The 19,771-nt window shown below is 54.8% G+C and carries 20 protein-coding genes; 10 read left to right on the top strand and 10 right to left on the bottom strand.

The annotated features are described in order from the left end of the window. Positions 1–9 precede the first annotated feature (9 nt). The 3 genes from rpe to trpS are packed head-to-tail and all read left to right on the top strand — an operon-like array spanning position 10 to position 2,438. Positions 10–687 carry a ribulose-phosphate 3-epimerase gene (rpe, locus tag SOM82_RS19155; protein WP_154127970.1) on the top strand — a complete coding sequence of 226 codons (678 nt, stop codon included), beginning with the start codon at positions 10–12 and terminating at the stop codon, positions 685–687. After that, positions 680–1,441, top strand: a complete 762-nt coding sequence (gene gph / locus SOM82_RS19150) for a phosphoglycolate phosphatase (RefSeq protein ID WP_154127968.1) — start codon at positions 680–682, stop codon at positions 1,439–1,441. The genes rpe and gph overlap by 8 nt, the downstream gene beginning before the upstream one ends. Continuing rightward, positions 1,434–2,438, top strand: a complete 1,005-nt coding sequence (gene trpS, locus SOM82_RS19145) for a tryptophan--tRNA ligase (protein ID WP_154127966.1) — start codon at positions 1,434–1,436, stop codon at positions 2,436–2,438. Before gph ends, trpS begins: the two co-directional genes overlap by 8 nt. 148 nt (positions 2,439–2,586) lie before the next feature. On the opposite strand, the gene SOM82_RS19140 is transcribed toward trpS, so the two are convergent. The 4 genes from SOM82_RS19140 to nirB all read right to left on the bottom strand — a co-directional run bounded on the left by SOM82_RS19140 (position 2,587) and on the right by nirB (position 7,315). Further along, positions 2,587–2,757 carry a YhfL family protein gene (locus SOM82_RS19140; RefSeq protein ID WP_154127965.1) on the bottom strand — a complete coding sequence of 57 codons (171 nt, stop codon included), beginning with the start codon at positions 2,755–2,757 and terminating at the stop codon, positions 2,587–2,589. Between the two features lie 165 nt (positions 2,758–2,922). After that, positions 2,923–4,296 (bottom strand): siroheme synthase CysG, encoded by a 1,374-nt coding sequence (gene cysG / locus SOM82_RS19135; protein ID WP_320460962.1) that lies wholly within the window; start codon positions 4,294–4,296, stop codon positions 2,923–2,925. A gap of 152 nt (positions 4,297–4,448) precedes the next feature. Then, positions 4,449–4,775 carry a nitrite reductase small subunit NirD gene (nirD, locus tag SOM82_RS19130; protein ID WP_154127963.1) on the bottom strand — a complete coding sequence of 109 codons (327 nt, stop codon included), beginning with the start codon at positions 4,773–4,775 and terminating at the stop codon, positions 4,449–4,451. Continuing rightward, the gene (gene nirB / locus SOM82_RS19125; protein ID WP_154127961.1) at positions 4,772–7,315 is read right to left on the bottom strand and encodes a nitrite reductase large subunit NirB; all 2,544 of its coding nucleotides are present in this window, start codon (positions 7,313–7,315) and stop codon (positions 4,772–4,774) included. Before nirB ends, nirD begins: the two co-directional genes overlap by 4 nt. Positions 7,316–7,555: 240 nt before the next feature. Here nirB and SOM82_RS19120 point away from each other — a divergent pair, with 240 nt between their 5' ends. Then, positions 7,556–8,872: a cytosine deaminase gene (locus tag SOM82_RS19120; RefSeq protein ID WP_154127959.1), complete on the top strand. Its 1,317-nt coding sequence runs from the start codon at positions 7,556–7,558 to the stop codon at positions 8,870–8,872. Between the two features lie 4 nt (positions 8,873–8,876). Here the strand turns inward: SOM82_RS19120 and tsgA are convergent, their stop codons facing one another. Next, positions 8,877–10,061, bottom strand: coding sequence for an MFS transporter TsgA (tsgA, locus tag SOM82_RS19115; protein WP_154127957.1), 1,185 nt, complete (start codon positions 10,059–10,061; stop codon positions 8,877–8,879). 399 nt (positions 10,062–10,460) lie between these two features. Between tsgA and ppiA the strand changes: the two genes are divergently transcribed. From ppiA to argD, 5 genes are all read left to right on the top strand, one after another. After that, positions 10,461–11,033, top strand: coding sequence for a peptidylprolyl isomerase A (ppiA, locus tag SOM82_RS19110; protein ID WP_095283699.1), 573 nt, complete (start codon positions 10,461–10,463; stop codon positions 11,031–11,033). Positions 11,034–11,139: 106 nt separating this feature from the next. Next, a complete protein-coding gene (ficA, locus tag SOM82_RS19105; RefSeq protein WP_320460961.1) occupies positions 11,140–11,307 on the top strand; it encodes a FicA/YhfG family antitoxin in 168 nt (55 codons plus the stop codon). After that, positions 11,297–11,899 carry a putative adenosine monophosphate-protein transferase Fic gene (locus tag SOM82_RS19100; protein ID WP_154127955.1) on the top strand — a complete coding sequence of 201 codons (603 nt, stop codon included), beginning with the start codon at positions 11,297–11,299 and terminating at the stop codon, positions 11,897–11,899. The genes ficA and SOM82_RS19100 overlap by 11 nt, the downstream gene beginning before the upstream one ends. A gap of 31 nt (positions 11,900–11,930) precedes the next feature. Next, on the top strand, positions 11,931–12,494 hold the full coding sequence (pabA, locus tag SOM82_RS19095; protein WP_320460960.1) for an aminodeoxychorismate synthase component 2: 564 nt from the start codon (positions 11,931–11,933) through the stop codon (positions 12,492–12,494). 86 nt (positions 12,495–12,580) lie between these two features. After that, on the top strand, positions 12,581–13,801 hold the full coding sequence (gene argD, locus SOM82_RS19090) for a bifunctional acetylornithine/succinyldiaminopimelate transaminase (RefSeq protein ID WP_320460959.1): 1,221 nt from the start codon (positions 12,581–12,583) through the stop codon (positions 13,799–13,801). A gap of 53 nt (positions 13,802–13,854) precedes the next feature. On the opposite strand, the gene SOM82_RS19085 is transcribed toward argD, so the two are convergent. Together SOM82_RS19085 and crp are read right to left on the bottom strand one after the other, a co-directional pair. Further along, entirely contained in the window at positions 13,855–15,942 is a 2,088-nt protein-coding gene (locus SOM82_RS19085; RefSeq protein ID WP_320461032.1) for a YccS/YhfK family putative transporter, read from the bottom strand. 57 nt (positions 15,943–15,999) lie between these two features. Next, positions 16,000–16,632 carry a cAMP-activated global transcriptional regulator CRP gene (crp, locus tag SOM82_RS19080; protein ID WP_000242758.1) on the bottom strand — a complete coding sequence of 211 codons (633 nt, stop codon included), beginning with the start codon at positions 16,630–16,632 and terminating at the stop codon, positions 16,000–16,002. Positions 16,633–16,942: 310 nt separating this feature from the next. Here crp and SOM82_RS19075 point away from each other — a divergent pair, with 310 nt between their 5' ends. Then, positions 16,943–17,347, top strand: a complete 405-nt coding sequence (locus SOM82_RS19075) for an OsmC family protein (RefSeq protein ID WP_320461031.1) — start codon at positions 16,943–16,945, stop codon at positions 17,345–17,347. A 65-nt stretch (positions 17,348–17,412) separates the two neighbouring features. Here the strand turns inward: SOM82_RS19075 and SOM82_RS19070 are convergent, their stop codons facing one another. From SOM82_RS19070 to SOM82_RS19060, 3 genes are read right to left on the bottom strand one after another with little or no spacing between them, the layout of a single operon-like run. Continuing rightward, the gene (locus tag SOM82_RS19070; RefSeq protein ID WP_154127950.1) at positions 17,413–18,282 is read right to left on the bottom strand and encodes a phosphoribulokinase; all 870 of its coding nucleotides are present in this window, start codon (positions 18,280–18,282) and stop codon (positions 17,413–17,415) included. Between the two features lie 30 nt (positions 18,283–18,312). Next, positions 18,313–18,531 (bottom strand): YheU family protein, encoded by a 219-nt coding sequence (locus SOM82_RS19065; RefSeq protein ID WP_095283693.1) that lies wholly within the window; start codon positions 18,529–18,531, stop codon positions 18,313–18,315. Then, the gene (locus tag SOM82_RS19060; protein ID WP_320460958.1) at positions 18,528–19,550 is read right to left on the bottom strand and encodes a hydrolase; all 1,023 of its coding nucleotides are present in this window, start codon (positions 19,548–19,550) and stop codon (positions 18,528–18,530) included. The genes SOM82_RS19065 and SOM82_RS19060 overlap by 4 nt, the downstream gene beginning before the upstream one ends. Positions 19,551–19,771: the final 221 nt, after the last annotated feature.

Below are 19,771 nucleotides of genomic sequence, written 5' to 3'. Positions count from 1 at the left end.
GAGATGCGGATGAAACAGTTTTTGATTGCTCCCTCAATTCTGTCAGCCGATTTTGCCCGCCTGGGTGAAGACACGGCAAAAGCGCTGGCTGCCGGTGCGGATGTGGTTCATTTCGATGTCATGGATAACCACTACGTGCCAAATCTGACCATCGGACCGATGGTTCTTAAAGCGCTACGCAACTACGGCATCACCGCACCGATCGACGTTCATCTGATGGTTAAACCGGTCGATCGCATCGTGCCGGATTTTGCCGCAGCGGGTGCCAGCATTATCACTTTCCATCCTGAAGCCTCCGAACATGTCGATCGCACGCTGCAGCTGATTAAAGAAAACGGCTGCAAAGCGGGTCTGGTGTTTAACCCGGCAACCCCGCTCAGCTACCTTGATTACGTAATGGATAAGCTGGATGTGATCCTGCTGATGTCCGTCAACCCAGGCTTTGGCGGCCAGTCCTTTATTCCGCAAACGCTGGACAAACTGCGTGAAGTCCGTCGTCGCATTGACGAGTCTGGCTATGACATCCGCCTCGAAGTGGATGGCGGCGTGAAGGTGAGCAATATCGGCGCAATCGCCGCAGCGGGAGCCGATATGTTTGTGGCAGGCTCGGCGATTTTCGATCAGCCCGATTACAAAAAAGTCATTGATGAAATGCGCGGTGAACTGGCAAAGGTAAGTCATGAATAAATTGCAGGCAATTCGGGGTGTGGCGTTCGACCTCGACGGCACGCTGGTGGATAGCGCGCCAGGTTTAACCAGCGCAGTCGATCAGGCGCTGTATGCGCTGGAGCTGCCGGTCGCAGGCGAAGAACGTGTGATAACCTGGATTGGTAATGGTGCCGACGTACTGATGGAGCGTGCGCTGACCTGGGCACGCCAGGAGCGGGCGATACAGCGTGCCGCGCAGGGCAAGCCGGGCGTCGACCATGCGGATATCCCTCAGGACGAGCAGCTGCGTGTTCTGCGTAAGCTGTTCAATCGCTATTATGAAGAGACCGTGGAAGAGGGGAGTTTTCTGTTCCCGGATGTTGTGGAAACGCTGAACGCTTTGCATACCCAAGGCATGCCGCTGGCGCTGGTGACGAACAAGCCGACGCCGTTTGTTGCGCCGCTGCTCGAGGCGTTAGATATCGCGAAATATTTCTCCGTGATTGTCGGCGGTGACGATGTGAAGAACAAAAAGCCGCATCCGGAACCGATCTTACTGGTGGCCGGAAAATTATCCTTAACGCCTGAACAGCTGCTCTTTGTCGGTGATTCGCGTAATGATATTCTGGCTGCCAAAGCGGCGGGATCGCCCTCCGTTGGGTTAACCTATGGCTATAACTACGGTGAAGCCATCACGTTGAGTGAGCCGGACGTCGTGTTCGATCACTTCAAAGATTTACTGCCCGCGCTCGGGCTTTCGCACAGTGAAAATCAGGAATCGAAAAATGACTAAGCCCATCGTTTTTAGTGGCGCACAGCCTTCAGGTGAATTGACCATTGGCAACTACATGGGTGCGTTGCGTCAGTGGGTGAACATGCAGGATGATTACCATTGCATCTACTGTATCGTTGATTTGCATGCGATTACCGCGCGCCAGGACCCTGAAAAACTGCGCAAAGCAACGCTCGATACGCTGGCGCTTTATCTGGCCTGCGGTATCGATCCTGAAAAAAGCACTATTTTCGTCCAGTCCCACGTGCCAGAACATGCACAGCTGGGCTGGGCGCTGAACTGCTATACCTATTTCGGTGAACTGAGCCGCATGACGCAGTTCAAAGACAAATCAGCGCGCTACTCCGAAAACATCAATGCCGGCCTGTTTGACTATCCGGTGCTGATGGCGGCAGATATTCTGCTGTACCAGACCAACCAGGTTCCTGTCGGTGAAGACCAGAAACAGCACCTGGAACTGAGCCGCGATATCGCCCAGCGTTTCAACGCTATTTATGGCGACGTGTTCAAAGTGCCTGAGCCATTTATCCCGAAATCAGGCGCGCGGGTCATGTCTCTGCTTGAGCCAACCAAAAAGATGTCCAAGTCTGACGATAACCGTAACAACGTTATCGGGCTGCTGGAAGATCCAAAATCGGTGGTCAAGAAGCTGAAACGTGCCGTGACGGATTCCGATGAGCCGCCTGTCGTGCGTTACGATGTGCAGAATAAAGCGGGCGTATCTAACCTGCTGGATATTCTCTCCGGTGTCACCGGGCAGAGCATCCCGGAACTGGAACAGCACTTTGAAGGGAAAATGTATGGCCACCTGAAGGGTGAAGTGGCTGATGCGGTGTCTGGCATGCTGACCGAGCTGCAGGAGCGTTACAACCGCTTCCGCAACGATGAAGCATTCCTGCAGCAGGTAATGAGAGACGGCGCCGGGAAAGCCAGCGCGCGTGCTGCTGAAACGCTGAAAGCCGTCTACGAAGCGATTGGCTTTGTCGCTAAGCCGTAGGTAAAAGCAAAACGGTAACCACGTTACCGTTTTTAGGGTTTGTTCCCGCTCCCACAGAGAGAGGGCCTGGGCATCAGGCCATACAACCCATGCACCACCCAAACAAAAAAACCGGGATTTTCCCGGTTTTTTTATGCCTGCAAAACGCTTACTGATCGGCCGCCGGGCCGCAGCCACCGATCATTTTCGAAATCGAGATCGCCGGGTGCAGCAAATAATCGTAGCTACAGTTATTTTTGGTGTTTTGAACGTGTCCGGTGCAAGCAGTAAGGGTCGATAATACGCCGACTAAAATAGCGGCCTTCGCCAGTTTGAACATACTCTTTCCTTGTCTTATGAACTCAGTTTGGATGTAACACGAGGGATTAAATGGAAAAATTCCATTTCGCAGGCGGTATGTTATCGACAGGAGTAAGAGGGGAGTAGTCCAGTTAAGGACTACTCTTTGAAGGGGAATTATGCAGGCTCTTGTTGCGGGTTCTTGTTAGTGGTTGGAAAACCAGTTCAGCTTTTCCCGCAGTTCCACAACGCGGCCAACCACGATCAGCGACGGGCTTTCGACCTGCTTCGCCAGCTCGCCCAGTTGGGTTAATACCCCGCTCACGACACGCTGTTTAATTGCCGTGCCGTTTTCCACCAGCGCCACCGGCATATCCTCCGGCATACCGTGTTCCAGCAGTTTTTGCTGGATGGTGGCGGCCTGGTTCAGCCCCATGTAGAACACCAGCGTCTGTTTTTCCGCAGCCAGATTATGCCAGTCCAGCTCGCTGCCCGTTTTCAGGTGTCCCGTCACCAGACGCACACTTTGCGCATAATCGCGATGGGTGAGCGGGATACCGGAATAGGCCGAACAGCCCGACGCGGCGGTAATACCTGGTACCACAGAGAACGGAACGCCGGCATGACACAGGGTTTCCAGCTCTTCGCCGCCGCGACCAAAGATAAACGGATCGCCGCCCTTGAGGCGCACCACGCGTTTACCCTTTTGCGCTTCGCGCAGCAGGATCTGATTGATCTCCTCCTGCGGCACGCAGTGATAGCCAGCCCGCTTGCCGACGAATACGCGGTCAGCGTCACGGCGCACCAGATTCATGATGTCGTCAGAGACCAGGCGGTCATACACCACGATGTCCGCCTGTTGAATTTGCTGCAGCCCCTTGAGGGTTAACAGTCCCGCGTCTCCAGGCCCTGCGCCCACCAGAACGACTTCTCCGCGATGGTCAAGTGGCTCAGCCAGCAGGCGCTCGGTTGTCTCTGCGACGGCTTTCTGATCCTGATTGGCCAGCGACTGCGCCAGCCGATCGTTAACAAAGAATTTTTCCCAGAAACGACGCCGTTCGCCCACGGTAGCGAAGGTTTTTTTAACTCGGGCGCGGAGCTGGCCCGCGTAGCGCGCCACCTGGCCGAGGTGTTGGGGTAAAATCGCTTCCAGCTTTTCACGTAGTAAACGCGCCAGCACCGGCGATGTACCGCCGGAAGAGACCGCCACCATCAGCGGCGAACGGTCAATGATTGACGGCATGATAAAACTGGCCTCTTTCGGGGCATCCACGACGTTACAGAAAATGCGGCGAGTTTCGCAGGCGTCGCTGACGCGCTGATTGACTTCATCATTGTCCGTTGCGGCAATTGTCAGCCAGCAGGTATCCAGCAGGGATTCGTTGAATTCCCCCTGCACCAGCGTCAGCATCCCTTCCTGTGCCCAGACTTCAAACTGTGGGGCGAAGGCGAGGGCGTTAACGGTCAGACGAGCACCCGCATCAAGCAGGAGGCGTGCTTTGCGCTCGGCAACATCCCCGCCCCCAACCAGCAGGCAGTCGCGATGGCGTAATTGACAAAAAATCGGCAGATGTTCCACGACTTGACCTCACAGCAGTAACGGGTAGAGAGAGGGGAATAATTTGACGTCAGGATAACAGCAGGAGCCGCATAAAACATACGGATTTTCCTGCCGTTACCCATTAGGGGTCATAAGCCTTTCTTATTGAAAAGGCGAGGAATTTGAAGGGATTATCCCCGCAGCTGTACGTGACCGTCTTTTACCCGCACGTCGTAATGCTTCACGGAATGACTTTCATCTTCCATGCACAGTCCATCGCTTAAACGGAAACGCTGCTTTTTCAGCGGGCTGGCAACCCACAGCTCACCCTGATGTTCCGCAATCAGGCCGCGGGACAGCACGCTGGATTCAAAGAACGGGTCAATATTGCTGATCGCAAAGACCTGTTCGTCATGACGAGGGCGGAAAATGGCAACCTGCTCTGTTCCCAAAAGCGCACAGACGCCGGTCGCCGGGATGATATCCTGGATTTTGCAGATGTTTACCCACTGGCTCATGCGTTTTCCTCCACCAGAGTCACCGGAATGCGTTCGTATGGGGTCGCCGGACGATGCTGTTCACGCTCAGGCACAACCTGTACGTTTGGATCGCGCTGGGCGCTGTTGATAAAGTGTTTGAAGCGAACCTGTGCCGCTGGCGTGTTCACGGTTTCAGTCCACTCACAAATTACCGCTTCGCGCAGGCGGGCAATCTCTTCTTCCAGATGTTCGTTCAGACCGAGTTTGTCGTCGATGATCACTGATTTCAGATACTCAATGCCACCTTCGAGGTTATCCAGCCAGGAAGCCGTACGGGTCAGTTTATCGGCGGTACGGATGTAGAACATCATGAAGCGGTCAAGATACTTCAGCAGAGTTTCGCGATCGAGATCGGCGGCCAGCAGGTCGGCGTGACGCGGTTTCATCCCACCGTTACCGCAAACGTACAGATTCCAGCCTTTCTCGGTGGCGATGATCCCCACGTCTTTGCCCTGGGCTTCTGCGCATTCACGGGTACAGCCCGAGACGCCAAACTTCATTTTGTGTGGGGTACGGATGCCTTTGTAGCGGTTTTCCAGCTCAACGCCGAAGCCCACGCTATCGCCCACGCCGTAACGGCACCAGGTGCTGCCCACGCAGGTTTTGGCCATGCGCAGCGCTTTGGCATAGGCGTGACCGGTTTCGAAGCCCGCTTCGATCAGCTGACGCCAGATCTCCGGCAGGTCATCTTTCTGCGCGCCAAACAGACCGATACGCTGGGAACCGGTGATTTTGGTGTACAGGTTAAATTCGCGCGCCACGCGGCCCACGGCTACCAGACCTTCAGGGGTAATTTCACCGCCTGCAGAACGTGGGATCACCGAGTAAGTCCCGTCTTTCTGGATGTTCGCCAGGAAGTTGTCGTTGGTATCCTGGAGCGGCGTGTGCTCCGGTTTCAGAATGTAATCGTTCCAGCAGGAAGCCAGCAGTGAACCGACGGTCGGTTTACACACTTCACAGCCGTAGCCCTGACCGTGTTTTTCCAGTAGTTCGTCGAAGGTTTTGATGCCTTCCACGCGGATCAGGTGGTAAATCTCCTGGCGTGAGTAAGAGAAGTGCTCACACAGATTGTTGTTCACTTCGATGCCCTGTTTCGCCAGCTCGGCGTTCAGCACCTGAGTGACCAGCGGAATACAACCCCCGCAGCCGGTCCCGGCTTTGGTTTCGGCTTTCAGCGCGGCAACGGTATGGCAGCCTTTATTGATCGCCGAGATCAGCATGCCTTTGGTCACGTCGAAGCAGGAGCAAATCTGCGCGCTGTCCGGCAGTTTATCCACGCCGATGGATGGCTTACCGTTGGAGGCATGCGCCGGCAGAATCAACGCATCCGGGTTTTCCGGCAGTTCGATGGCATTCAATACCAGCTGCAGCAGATTGCCGAAATCACTGGTATCACCCACCAGCACCGCGCCCAGCAGGTTTTTGTTGTCCTGGCTGACGATCAGGCGTTTGTAGACTTCTTTGCTTTCATCCAGATAAACGTAGCTGCGACAGCCTGGGGTGCGGCCGTGCGCATCGCCGATACCGCCGACGTCCACGCCGAGCAGTTTCAGCTTGGCGCTCATGTCTGCACCGGTGAAGGCGTTTTCATTGCCGAGGATATGGTCAACGGCGACCTGCGCCATTTTATATCCTGGCGCGACAAGACCGTACACGCGGTTGTTCCAGCTGGCGCATTCGCCGATAGCGTAGATGTCTGGATCGGATGTCTGGCAGGCATCGTTAATCATGATCCCGCCGCGCTGAGCCACGGCCAGACCGCACTGGTTAGCCATTTTGTCGCGTGGGCGGATACCGGTGGAGAAGACGATAAAATCGACTTCCAGCTCGCTACCGTCGGCAAAACGCATGGTTTTGCGCGCTTCGGTGCCTTCCTGCACGATCTCTTTGGTATTTTTGCTGGTGTGAACTTTCACACCCATGCTTTCGATTTTACGGCGCAGCTGGTCGCCGCCCATATGGTCAAGCTGCTCTGCCATCAGCATCGGGGCAAATTCGATGACGTGGGTTTCGACGCCTAAATTTTTCAGCGCACCTGCGGCTTCGAGGCCCAGCAGACCGCCGCCGACTACCGCGCCGCGTTTGCTGCGACGGGCGCAGGATTCGATCGCTTTGAGGTCTTCGATGGTACGATAAACGAAGCAATCCTGTGTCTCTGAGCCTTTAATCGGCGGGATCCACGGGTAAGAGCCAGTCGCCATGATCAACTTATCGTAAAAAACCGTGCGTCCGGCACTGGAGTGAATCACTTTTTCCTGGCGGTTGATGGTGATCGCGCGTTCGCCCACCAGCACTTTGACGCCATGCTTCTCGTAGAAACCTTCACGGACCAGAGAGAGCTCTTCGGCGGTGTGGTGAGAGAAGTAGGAAGAGAGGTGTACACGATCGTATGCTATGCGGGGTTCTTCACAGAAGACGGTAATATCGAACTGGGCAGCGTCAGCTTTATCAAGGAGATCCTCAATAAAGCGGTGGCCGACCATGCCGTTACCGATGATAGCGAGTCTGACTTTGCTCATTTTTGCCTCGATTTCTTTTCTATTACTGCCTACCTTAACGATTCAGCAGGGGCACTTATTGATGCAAATCAAATACGCCTTAACCTACCACTTAGTGGGTATATCGCTGATTTGTCAGGATTTTTATAAGTCATGGAAATAGCTGGCTTTTCGTCGTCGTCGATTTTGTGTACAAATCAGGGGGCAAATTGTGGAAACAACGTACTCCTAAATTTCAGCAGCGCTTTTCGGGAGAAAGGTATGACAACAACACCGCTTTGGCTAATCCAGAATGTCCGCTTACCGGGTCGGGAGGGGTTATGGCAAATTGGCATTGAGAAGGGTCGTTTTGCAGAGATCATCCCGATGAGCGACGCCCATGACGAAAGCCATGAAGTGCTTAACGCTCGCGGTGGGCTGGCGATCCCGCCATTTATCGAGCCTCATATTCATCTTGATACGACGCAAACCGCCGGTGAGCCGAGCTGGAACCAGTCCGGAACGCTGTTTGAAGGGATTGAGCGCTGGGCAGAACGTAAGGCGCTGTTGAGCCACGAAGATGTTAAAGCGCGGGCGTGGAAGACGTTAAAGTGGCAAATGGCCAACGGTATTCAGTTTGTTCGCACCCACGTTGATGTGTCCGATCCGACCCTCACCGCACTGAAAGCGATGCTGGAAGTGAAGCAAGAAGTCGCGCCGTGGATCACCCTGCAAATTGTTGCCTTTCCGCAAGAGGGCATTCTTTCGTATCCCAACGGGGCCGCACTGCTCGAAGAGGCTTTAAAGCTGGGGGCCGATGTGGTGGGGGCGATACCCCACTTTGAATTTACCCGTGAATACGGTGTGCAGTCTTTGCATATCGCCTTTGAACTGGCGAAAAAATATGACCGCCCGCTCGATATCCATTGTGATGAGATCGATGACGAACAGTCGCGCTTCGTTGAAACCGTGGCGGCGCTGGCCCTCGAAGCCGGCATCGGTCCGCGCGTGACGGCAAGCCATACCACGGCGATGCACTCGTACAACGGGGCATACACGTCGCGCCTGTTCCGTCTGTTGAAAATGTCCGGGATTAACTTTGTTGCTAATCCGCTGGTGAATATCCATCTGCAGGGCCGTTTTGACGATTATCCAAAGCGCCGGGGAATCACCCGCGTGAAAGAGTTACAGGAAGCCGGTATCAATGTCTGCTTCGGTCATGACGATGTCTTTGACCCGTGGTATCCGCTGGGTACCGGTAATATGTTGCAGGTGCTGCATATGGGCTTACACGTCTGCCAGCTCATGGGCTATTCGCAGATTGATAGCGGACTTAATCTGATCACCCATAACAGCGCCAGAACCTTTGGCCTGAGCGATTACGGCATTGAGACAGGCAACCCGGCGAACCTGATTATTCTGCCAGCAGAAAGCGGATTTGAAGCGGTGCGCTGCCAGGTGCCGGTGCGCTGGTCAATTCGGCAGGGAAGGGTGATTGCCACAACGCAGCTGGCGCAGACGTGGATACAAACAGACAGCGGGGGAGAAGAGGTCTCTTTCAGTCGAAACAGCCCCTTCGCTGAGCGCAAAGGGGCATAGAGCATTAATGTGAAGCCGCTACCGTGTTGTGCTGACGGTGGCGGGTCACAAAGCCCAGTACCAGACACATCACAAACACCACGGCATACAGGCCATTTGCCGTATGTAACGCTGCCAGCGGGCCGCTGTGCGCCACAATCGGGCCCGTCACCACGAAGGTCAGCATGGTGCCGATGGTGCCGCAGGTCAGGACAAAGTTAACCAGTTTTGGTGATGCCACTTTGGTTTGCAGCGATCCGAGCGTGATAATCGAGGTATAAATCGCGCTGGAGAAGAAGCCAAGCGTCAGGATAAACCACGGCATATGCTCTGGTGAGCCGTTGATGAACAGATACATCAGCACGGTTGCCAGGCCTGCCAGAACGGTCAGGATACGCTGCAGGTCGAAGAAACGCAGGATGAAGCTAAACGCCCACATGCCAAACATGTACGACATCCAGAAATCGCTCACCAGTTTACCCGCATCGTTCAGACTCATGCCCAAACCTTTGGCGTATTCCGGCACCCAGGAGATAAAGCCCAGCTGGCCGAGGATGTAGCACAGCGCGGCAACGGAGAGGAACAGCACGCCGATACCCCATTTTTCTTTTGCGACCGGCTCAGCGGTGGACTGCGCCTTTTTGCCGAGAACCGGGAACTCACAGCCGAAGGTCAGAATAAAGATCGCCACATAGACCAGGCCGATGCAGGCATACACCCAGTACCATTCGATGCTGCGCGCGAGCAGAACCGCGGCAACCATCGGGAAAATCATCCCGGCCATGCTGAAGAAGGAATCGGTGAACAGCAGACGCGCGCCGCGCTGACGCCCTTCATACATGTGGGTGATCAGGAACGTACCGATGGACATGGTGATCCCACTCACCAGGCCAAGCACGAACATGGCGGCCGAGAACAGGGCAATGCTGTGGCTGAGCATCAGGCCTGCGACGGCAGCCACCATCAGCACAAAGCCGAAACGCAGCTGCGTTTTCAGGGGAACGATTTCCATCAGCCAGGCATTCAGGAAAATGGAGATCAGGATCCCGGCGTTAAGGAAGGTGAAGGTGTTACTCATGCTGGAAACGGGCAGCTGGAAGTAGTCTGCGATATTTCCCATCACCATCCCGGTGACAATTACCAGTGCGCCGGTCAGGGCGTACGAGAAGAAGCTGATCCATGTGAGCTTGATGCGGTTGCTGTTAGTCATGTCTGGCCTGTGTTTTACCCGTCATTCTTCAGGACGCCGATGCGCTGGCGACACTTCATCACCCCGCCACTGAGTTGAGTCAGCTTCGGGAGTGCGTCGTTTGCCGCGCTCCTGCATCGTGAATAATTCAGGGTATAAGAATGTAAAGCGCATTGACGCGCTGAGTGCGGGCAGATTTTAGTCATTAAAGTGATCCATTTAAATCTTTTATGCGAAATATGATCGTCATTGCACTATTTGATGTGATCTTGATCACGTTAAGCAGCGCTAAAGACAACCGTTTGCGTGGTTACAACTGTTTCAAATTCGTAAAATTAGGTAAAAGGCTGGCCTCCGTTCATACTGCTCTTTAGAATCAAGCCACTTGCCTTCTTTACTGCGCTTTGTTAAGGAATTCTCATGCTCAAATCAACTCTGGCGGCTGTCGCAGCTGTGTTTGCTCTCTCTGCAGTCTCCCCTGCCGTTCTGGCAGCGAAAGGCGACCCCCATGTTTTGCTGACAACCTCCGCCGGAAATATTGAGCTGGAACTGAACAGCCAGAAAGCTCCTGTTTCTGTTAAAAACTTTCTCGATTACGTGAACAGCGGCTTTTATAACAACACCACGTTCCACCGCGTGATCCCGGGCTTTATGCTTCAGGGCGGTGGTTTTAACGAGCAAATGCAGCAAAAGCAGCCGAACGCGCCAATCAAAAACGAAGCCGACAACGGCTTGCGTAACACCCGCGGCACCATCTCTATGGCGCGTACCGCCGATAAAGACAGCGCAACCAGCCAGTTCTTCCTCAACGTGGCTGATAATGCTTTCCTCGATCACGGCCAGCGTGATTTCGGTTATGCGGTCTTCGGTAAAGTTGTGAAAGGGATGGACGTGGCTGACAAGATCTCTCAGGTGCAGACCCACGACGTCGGTCCTTACCAGAATGTCCCGACAAAACCGGTAGTTATCCTCTCCGCTAAAGTACTGCCTTAATCTTCTCTTCGGCGGGCGTTTCTCGCCCGCACGGCTGACACCTCCCTGCGAAAGCGCGTTTTGCTGCTTATACTTGTGGCAAATGGGCACATCAGGGAGGCGTTAAGTGAAAAAACTCACCGATAAACAAAAATCCCGTCTCTGGGAGCAGCAGCGAAATATTAATTTTCAGGCCAGCCGACGTCTGGAAGGCATTGATAGCCCGTTAGTTGAGCTTAACGCGGAAGCGGCGCAGGCGCGTCTTGAGGAACTCAGGAGGCACTATGAGCGATAAAATTGGTGACGATCGCGACCCGTATCTCTATCCCGGTCTCAATGTGATGCGCAACAAGCTCAGTATCCGTCAGGCGGAGCGTCTGGCGCAGGCCGCTTATGAGCTGACCGCGCTGCGTGCCGCCACGTTGCCGCTCGGACCTCCAGCCCGCGGTTTACCGCACCTGTGCGCTATCCATCGCCATCTTTATCAGGATATTTTTAGCTGGGCTGGCGAGTTCCGTGAGGTTGATATCTACCAGGGCGACACGCGTTTTTGCCACTTTGCTTATATCGAGAAAGAGGGCAATGCGCTGATGCAGGATCTGGAGGACGAAGGCTATCTGACGGGTCTTGAGCGCGACGAATTTATCGCCCGCCTCAGCCACTACTACTGTGAAATAAACGTTTTACACCCGTTCCGCATTGGCAACGGGATTGCTCAGCGCGTGTTCTTTGAACAGCTGGCGATCCACGCGGGGTACCAGCTAAGCTGGCAGGATATCGATCCAAAGGCGTGGTCAGACGCTAACCAAAGTGGCGCGATGGGGGATTTGACCCCACTCAATACCATCTTTGCCAAAGTAGTGAGTGAAGCGCGGGAAACTGAGTAGAATAGGGCGGCCTTTTTGTCCCGGAGCCGCCATGATTCTGCTGATTGATAACTACGATTCCTTTACCTGGAACCTTTACCAGTATTTTTGTGAACTGGGTGCGGAGGTGGTGGTGCGGCGCAATGATGAGCTGACGCTGGCTGACGTTCAATCGCTGTCGCCAGAGAAAATCGTCATTTCGCCGGGGCCCTGCACGCCCGATGAGTCCGGTATTTCCCTGGATGTTATCCGCCATTTCGCGGGTAAATTGCCGATCCTTGGCGTCTGTCTGGGGCATCAGGCCATCGGCCAGGTCTTCGGCGCCACGATTGTTCGTGCTGCGAAAGTGATGCACGGCAAAACATCCCCGGTGACTCACACGGGAACGGGGGTGTTCATTGGCCTGAATAATCCTCTTACCGTTACGCGTTATCACTCGCTGGTTATCGATCCGCCCACGTTGCCTGAGTGCTTTGAGGTTACCGCCTGGAGCGACACCCGGGAGATCATGGGCATTCGCCATCGCGAATGGGATCTCGAAGGGGTGCAGTTCCACCCGGAGAGCATACTGAGCGAACAGGGCCACCAGCTTCTCGCCAATTTCGTCAATCGCTGAATTTTTATTGCCTTGTTGTGATTTTTTATGCATATTTTGTGATTATATTCTCACTAAAAATGTGACATAAAATGGATGGGCATGACATGGCAACTGAGCAATCTGCAATTACACGCGCAACATTCGACGAAGTGATCCTGCCAATTTATGCACCGGCGGAGTTTATCCCGGTTAAAGGCAAAGGTAGCCGGGTATGGGATCAGCAGGGCAAAGAGTACGTGGATTTTGCGGGCGGTATTGCAGTGACGGCGCTGGGGCATTGCCATCCTGCCCTGGTCGACGCGCTAAAAACCCAGGGCGAAACGTTGTGGCATACCAGCAACGTATTTACCAATGAACCGGCGCTGCGTCTGGGCCGCAAGATGATCGACGCGACGTTTGCCGAGCGCGTGCTGTTTATGAACTCCGGCACCGAAGCCAACGAAACCGCCTTCAAACTGGCGCGCTATTACGCATCCACTCGCCACAGCCCCTATAAAAGCAAAATTATCGCGTTCCACAATGCGTTCCACGGCCGTTCGCTGTTCACGGTCTCCGTGGGTGGGCAGCCGAAATACTCTGACGGTTTCGGCCCGAAACCGGCCGATATTATCCATGTGCCATTTAACGATCTGCATGCCGTAAAAGCCGTGATGGACGATCACACCTGCGCGGTAGTGGTGGAGCCGATCCAGGGTGAGGGCGGCGTAACCGCCGCAACGCCAGAGTTCCTGAAAGGCCTGCGCGCGCTGTGCGATGCGCATCAGGCGCTGCTGGTGTTTGATGAGGTGCAAAGTGGAATGGGGCGTACCGGCGATCTGTTTGCGTATATGCACTATGGTGTAACGCCGGATATTCTGACCAGTGCGAAAGCCCTGGGCGGCGGTTTCCCGGTGAGCGCCGTACTGACGACGCAAGAGATCGCATCAGCCTTCCACGTCGGCTCTCACGGTTCCACTTATGGCGGCAACCCGCTGGCGTGCGCGATTGCCGGAGCGGCGTTCGATATTATCAACACCCCGGAAGTGCTGAACGGCGTCAACGCGAAGCGCGAGCAGTTTGTGCAGCATCTTCAGAAGATCGACGCACAGTACGACGTGTTCAGCGATATTCGCGGCATGGGACTGTTAGTCGGTGCGGAACTGAAGCCGCAGTATAAAGGCCGCGCGCGTGACTTCCTCCATGCGGCTGCGCACGAAGGGGTGATGGTACTGAATGCCGGCCCAGATGTAATGCGCTTTGCGCCGTCGCTGGTGGTGGAAGAGCAGGATATCGAAGCCGGGATGACGCGTTTTGCCAGTGCGGTGAAGAAGATCGTTCAGGGCTAATGGAGTCGCCAGGTAGCGGCTTGGTTTTGTCCCGGAATACGGAGCCGCAAAACTTACGACGCCTTACGGCGCATAATCCGCGTCAGCCAAATGCCGTGATGCGGGCGCTGACGCCATGCGACCGACGAAATGGTGTGCATGGTGTTCAGATGTCCCAGAACGCGCTGTAAATGCTGTTCCAGCGTGCTCATAGGGCCCCAGGTGAGCGTTTCCGGTGCTTCAAGAATGTTAGAGTCTCCGGATTCCCCCGGCGCGTCATACTCCAGACGCTGCTGGCATCGCTGCAGCGCAATTTCACACGACTGCAAATAGCGCTGCGCCAGGTCCGGCGTCAGCATCGCATGCTCGCGTGCCAGCGTGGTCATGGCATTGATATGCTCGACGATAAACTGGCTATGGGTGACCCACAGCTTCATATCCGCCAGATAATGGGAATTAAAGCCCGGCTCCTGCATCGCCTGATTGAGGGAGTTAAACAGCGCGTTATGGGCCTGATTGACCTTCATGCGCTGATAGGCCAGCGGGGAAGGCTGCGGATCGTCGCTCAGAATAAGGCGAATCGCCTGCTGATCGGCCTCCAGCGCATCGTGCGCATTCTGTCGCAACAGCCCACTCTGCCACTGGGGCCACAGCCAGACCATGCCGCCAAAGGCGATCAGACAGCCAATCAACGTATCCACCAGTCGCGCGACAATATACTGTTCGCCGTTCAGCGTGAGCAATTGCAGGGTATACACCGCCGTGACGGTAAATCCGACCATCGCCCAGCCGTAGTTTTTGCGGATAATCAGATAACCCACGAGGGTGATCACCAGCATTCCTGCCAGGGCGAAGCCGTCCGGTACGTGGAAGTGCAGCGTTATGCCAGCAATCACCAGTCCTGCGACCGTGCCCGCTGCCCGGTGCAGGATCCGCACGCGGGTGGCGCCGTAGCCATTTTGCGTGACAAACAGCACCGTCATTAAAATCCAGTAGGGTTTCGGTAGATGCAGCGCCATGCCCATCAGGCTGGCAATGCTGAGCATTACGCTGATCCGCGCCGCATTGCGCAGGGCCGAGGATTTCAGGGACAAATAGCTTTTTAACGCTGGCAGCAACGGCAGGCGTTTTTGCTTATCGGCCATCAGGTCGCGGGAATAGAGGGGGCGCTGGGTGCGGAGCACGCGCGCGATGCGGCTAAAGTGCCAGGCGCAGAACTGCCCGACCGGATTGTCCGGATGCTGACGTGCGATTTTCTCCAGCGCGCCCAGCTGTTTTTCCATCGTAAAGCGCGTGGGGTAGCGGTGGTACAGAATATCGTCAGCCAGTACCCGCAGGCGCGCGGCGACCGTTTGCGCATTCCAGCGGATCACCGCTTCGGCGTGGCTGCGCTCCACCAGTTTTTGCACCTCGGCAGGATAATGCAGGCTGACGGAAATATGCTCCTGAAGATCCAGCCCGACCTGAAACGTGCGCAGCAGCCGCTTGTATTCATGATTCTTATTGGCGGCCAGCATATGGAGCTGCTGGTAGCACTGGCTAATCAGATCCACCACCTTTTGCTGGCGAGTGAGCAGCGGCGGCAGCGACTTTTCCGGATCGGTATGTTGCGTCAGCAAGGTGTATTTTGCTTCGCAATACTCCGCGAGCTGGACGTACAGCAGGCTCAGGGATTCGCGTAAGGGCTGTTCGCGCCACATCCAGAACCAGAACCAGTTGAACAATCCGTACCACAACGTGCCGAGGGCATAGATCAGCAGCGGCTCCCAGATGGGCATATTTCCGGCAAGGCTAAGGGTGAAAATCGCGGCGATGAGCGATGCGGGCAGCAGGCGCGCATGAAGCGAACTGATCTCCGCGGTGACGCCGAGCGTCATCGCCAGCACGGTTAAAATCAGCGGCAGAGGAATGTCGCGGGCAAGTAAGAGCTGCACGGCGAGGCTGCAACCGGCAAACAAACTGCCGCCAATAATCAGACGTTTGAAAAAGCGCTTATGCGGGGTGTCCAGACCGGCGATGTTACAGCAGGCAGGCACGAGAGAGAACAGCAGACCATGTTGCAGTTGGCCGAGAATCAGACCGACAGCCACGGGGAGACATAACACCAGCGTTTGCCGAAGTGCGTAGTTAACTTCCGGGTGATAAATCAGCCTGCGCCACATGGTTGCCAGAGACAAAAACGGCGTGACACCTTGCGATGGCACGCCGTCTGACCGGAATTAACGCGTTCCGTAAACCACGATAGTTTTACCGTGGGCGGAGATCAGATTCTGATCTTCCAGCATTTTCAGGATACGGCCAACGGTCTCACGAGAACACCCGACGATCTGACCAATTTCCTGACGGGTAATTTTAATTTGCATACCGTCCGGGTGGGTCATGGCGTCAGGCTGTTTCGCCAGGTTCAGCAATGTCTGTGCGATGCGGCCTGTCACGTCCAGGAAGGCAAGGTTACCCACTTTCTCGGAAGTGACCTGCAGGCGGCGAGCCATCTGCGAAGAAAGACGCATCAGAATATCCGGATTCACCTGGATCAACTGACGGAATTTCTTGTAGGAGATTTCGGCGACTTCACACGCGGTTTTTGCACGTACCCAGGCGCTACGTTCCTGGCCTTCTTCAAACAGGCCCAGTTCACCGATGAAATCACCCTGGTTCAGATAAGAAAGGATCATTTCTTTCCCTTCTTCATCCTTAATCAGCACTGCCACCGAGCCTTTGACGATGTAATACAACGTTTCCGCTTTTTCACCCTGGTGAATCAGCGTGCTCTTCGATGGGTACTTATGAATGTGGCAATGAGACAAGAACCATTCGAGAGTCGGGTCTGTTTGCGGTTTGCCAAGCACCATGCGCTGTTATCCTCTGTTATAAGCTGTCACCAGAGTCATAAATCGCATCCTGACTCTGGGGTTGCAATCGAATTCTTCCCCGTACCTGGGAATGCGGCTGTCATTTTGTTTCGCAGCCAGTAATGTTTGATGTCCTCTGCATACATGTGTAACGTCAATGTATTACTGTAGCATCCAGAGTGTTTTAGCATAGCTTTCGCCGCGTGTCTCCTGGTGTCTCGCTTCAGCATGACGCAGGTCGTCTTCCGTTGCGAGAATTGTAACGCGCGCGTAATCTGTTCGGAAAATTGCAACGTCGGAGTTAATGAATATGCAAGCGCGTGTGAAATGGGTTGAAGGTTTAACGTTCCTCGGTGAATCCGCTTCCGGACACCAGATTTTGATGGATGGTAACTCCGGTGATAAAGCGCCAAGCCCGATGGAAGTTGTGCTGATGGCCGCCGGCGGCTGTAGCGCAATCGACGTGGTTTCGATTCTGCAAAAGGGTCGCCATGAGGTGACGGACTGCGAAGTGAAGCTGACCTCCGAGCGTCGCGAAGAGGCCCCGCGCCTGTTCACGCATATCAATTTGCACTTTATCGTGACCGGGAAAGATCTGAAGGATGCGGCGGTTTCCCGCGCGGTCGATCTCTCTGCCGAGAAGTACTGCTCTGTGGCGTTAATGCTGGAAAAAGCGGTGAAAATCACGCATTCGTATGATGTGATCGAAGGCTGACTGATGGGGCATCGTGCGCACCGATGCCCTCATCGTGACCCTCTGCACGGGGAGAGGGAATAGGGTTACTCGATCTTCTTGCCTTCCATCAGTCGCTGCACCAGCGGCATCATAATCAGCTCCATCGCCAGACCCATCTTCCCGCCCGGGACCACCAATGTATTGATGTGGGAAATAAATGAGCCCTGCAGCATCGCCAGCAGCCAGGGGTAATCAATGTCTTCCAGATTGCGGAAGTGGATCACCACAAAACTCTCGTCCAGTGACGGAATGGTTTTTGCTGCGAACGGGTTTGAGGTGTCCACCGTCGGAACGCGCTGGAAGTTGATGTGGGTTCGTGAAAACTGTGGTGTCAGATAGTTGATGTAATCTTCCATTGAGCGCACGACAGAATCCATCACCGCTTCACGGGAATGGCCGCGTTCGCTCATGTCACGGGTCAGCTTCTGGATCCACTCCAGATTGACAATCGGCACCACGCCCACCAGCAGATCAACATGGCGCGCCACGTCATGCTGGGGTGTCACTACGCCGCCATGCAATCCTTCGTAGAACAGGACATCGGTGGGTTCCGGCAGCGGCTGCCACGGCGTAAACGTACCCGGAACCTGGTTCCATGGGACGGCTTCATCGTAGGTATGCAGATACTTGCGCGACTGACCTTTACCGGTGTGGCCGTAATCAATAAAGGTTTGTTCCAGCAGGCCGAAATCGTTCGCATCAGGGCCGAAATAGCTGATGTGCTTCCCTGAATCGCGGGCCTTGCGAATCGCCATATCCATTTCCGGACGGGTATAGCGGTGAAAGCTGTCACCTTCAACTTCGGCAGCATGCAAATTGAGTTGGGCGAAGATCTTGCGAAAAGCGAGGCTGGTGGTGGTGGTTCCCGCACCACTTGAACCCGTAACGGCAATAACCGGATGTCTGGCGGACATAGCAACTCCCTGACTGGAAAGATGGAACAATCAACCGCGAAACTGATTGCGCGGCATGATGTTGACGGTTTCGTGCAGTTCAGACCACACCAGCAACACCTCGCCACTTTGTAGCTGCCGTTTTACATCGGCGACCTTTTGCTCAAGCGAACGTTCATGTTCACCATAATCGGTGCCCTCGCGTAATACAAAGCTTTCAATCAGGCTATCCAGCGTTTCGGGAGCCAGATCCTGCCAGGGAATCATCATTTTTTGCCTTCCAGGTAGGGGGTTAACCAGTCGGGGATCCGCGCTTCCAGCCACATTTTTGGCCGTCGTAATGTGCCGCTGATAAAGCCGACATGGCCGCCATGCTCAGTCAGTTGATACTGTACGTTGGCGGGCAGATGTTCCGGCGCCGGAATGGAGTGATGATCCATAAACGGATCGTCTTTGGCATGGATGATCAGCGTCGGTTTGGTGATCTGATTCAGCAACGGCATGGCGCTACACTGACGATAGTAATCTATCGCGTCGGCAAAGCCGTGGATCTTCGACGTAATCAGATCGTCGAATTCACGCAGACGGCGCATACGCTTCAGCTGTTGCAGGCTAATTGGCAGCGTGTCCGGATAGGCTTTGAGCTTACGCGCCGCATTGGCTTTGAGCAAATTCAGCAGGTAGCGCTGATAGACCCGTGAAAACCCCTTTTCCATATGGTAACTGCACTGCTCAAGCATAAAGGGCGCAGAGACAATCACCGCCGCATCCAGCGGGATATCGTCACTCTCTTTTGCCAGCAGGCAGGCAAGCATGTTGCCCCCCAGCGAATAGCCGACGGCAGCCGTTGGCGCGGGGCCAAAACTGTCGGCCAGCCAGCGTAAAAACCAGGTCCCGTCTTCGGTTTCGCCGGAGTGGTAAATCCGTTTCTGGCGATTGGGCTCGCCGCTGCATCCGCGAAAATGCATCACCACGCCGAGCCAGCCGCGCTGTTTTGTCGCATGGATCAAGCCGTGGGCGTAGGGGCTGTGCAGACTCCCTTCCAGACCATGAAACACCACCAGACGCGGTTTATGCTTCGCCTGTTCAGGATCTTCGCTCCAGGCCAGATCGACAAAATCGCCGTCAGGCAAATCGAGGCGCTGCCAGTGAGGGGTAAACTGCAATCGACGACGAAGCAGCCTCGGCAGCATGGTTTGCAGGTGCGGGTTAGCCACACCGCGCATAGGAACAAATGCAGTGCTTTCGTCACTCGCGATGTCGAAGTCAGATGGGATGATGTGAGTCATAACGATGCGATATTCATTCTTGTCAGCCGTTTACTATACCTGCCGAAGTGTACTCTGTTTAAGAAAAACGAGGGGTGTTTACCTCTGATTCAGCCCTTTCTGTCTCGTCTAGCCTGTTTTCCGGCTGCGCGAACTGATCTCGATCACAAATCTTTACCTGGATTATTACTCTCAGGCTAATGATTCCGCTCTACGCTTAATTGATGCCTTTCTCACCAGAG

The sequence above is a fragment of the Lelliottia sp. CFBP8978 genome, from assembly GCF_034046055.2.
Classification (GTDB): Bacteria; Pseudomonadota; Gammaproteobacteria; order Enterobacterales; family Enterobacteriaceae; genus Enterobacter.
The sequence above is the reverse complement of the archived record's forward strand: the minus strand, read 5'-3'. Positions and strand labels throughout refer to the sequence as shown.